Source organism: Acutalibacter sp. LFL-21 (assembly GCF_025630755.1).
GTDB classification, from domain to species: Bacteria; Bacillota; Clostridia; order Oscillospirales; family Acutalibacteraceae; genus Acutalibacter; species Acutalibacter stercoravium.
Genome location: NZ_JAOTNT010000038.1, coordinates 1 through 782 on the forward strand (window position 1 = coordinate 1; position 782 = coordinate 782).

The 782-nt window shown below is 48.2% G+C and carries 2 tRNA genes; both read left to right on the top strand.

From position 1 onward, the window contains the following. The first annotated feature begins 170 nt into the window (after nt 1–170). Nucleotides 171–246: transfer RNA gene (locus ODJ80_RS14050), tRNA-Ala, on the top strand. A gap of 39 nt (nt 247–285) precedes the next feature. Continuing rightward, nucleotides 286–362: transfer RNA gene (locus tag ODJ80_RS14055), tRNA-Ile, on the top strand. Nucleotides 363–782 lie beyond the last annotated feature (420 nt).

Genomic DNA, 782 nt, shown 5'->3' on the forward strand with positions numbered 1-782 from the left:
AGGTGCGGCTGGATCACCTCCTTTCTATGGAGACTCGAAGAAAGCCAAGGTTTTCTTCCAACATCCAAGGTCAGACACGGATCTAACTTTTGAATCGTTGTTTAATTTTGAGGGTCCTTAAAAAAAGGAATCCTCAGGGAATGGATGGGAATGCGCCCACAAGTAAATATGGGGGTGTAGCTCAGCTGGGAGAGCACCTGCTTTGCAAGCAGGGGGTCATCGGTTCGATCCCGTTCATCTCCACCATGGGCAAGGATGGGAGACCACCTTCTCAAACCAAGAAATGGGCTTATAGCTCAGCCGGTTAGAGCGCACGCCTGATAAGCGTGAGGTCGGTGGTTCGAGTCCACTTAAGCCCACCAGCCCGAAAGGGCCGGGCAGAGAAGCGAGAGGAACCGAAGCGAAAGCTTATACGAAGTATAAGCCAACAGCGGAGAGTGACTCGAGTGACGAAGCCCACCAAGAGATTGGACATTGACAAAGCAACGTTTGAAAGGATGCGGCGAGGCCGAGAGTTTTCCGGTTTTGCGAAGCAAAATGACGAACGAAGCGAGTCAAGGAAAATCTCTCCAAGTTGGCGAAGCCAACTTGATGTACCTTGAAAACTGAATAAAGCGAAAGCAGATAGAAATCGAGATTAGTTAAACGAGAACAAGTCAATCTGATTTGTTCGCGAGTAACAACTGCAATTTCTGCAAGTTAACTTATTCAAAGCGATTTGAAGAGGTTAGCTACTCGAGAAGAGAACACATGGTCAAGCTACAAAGAGCGCAAGGGGAATG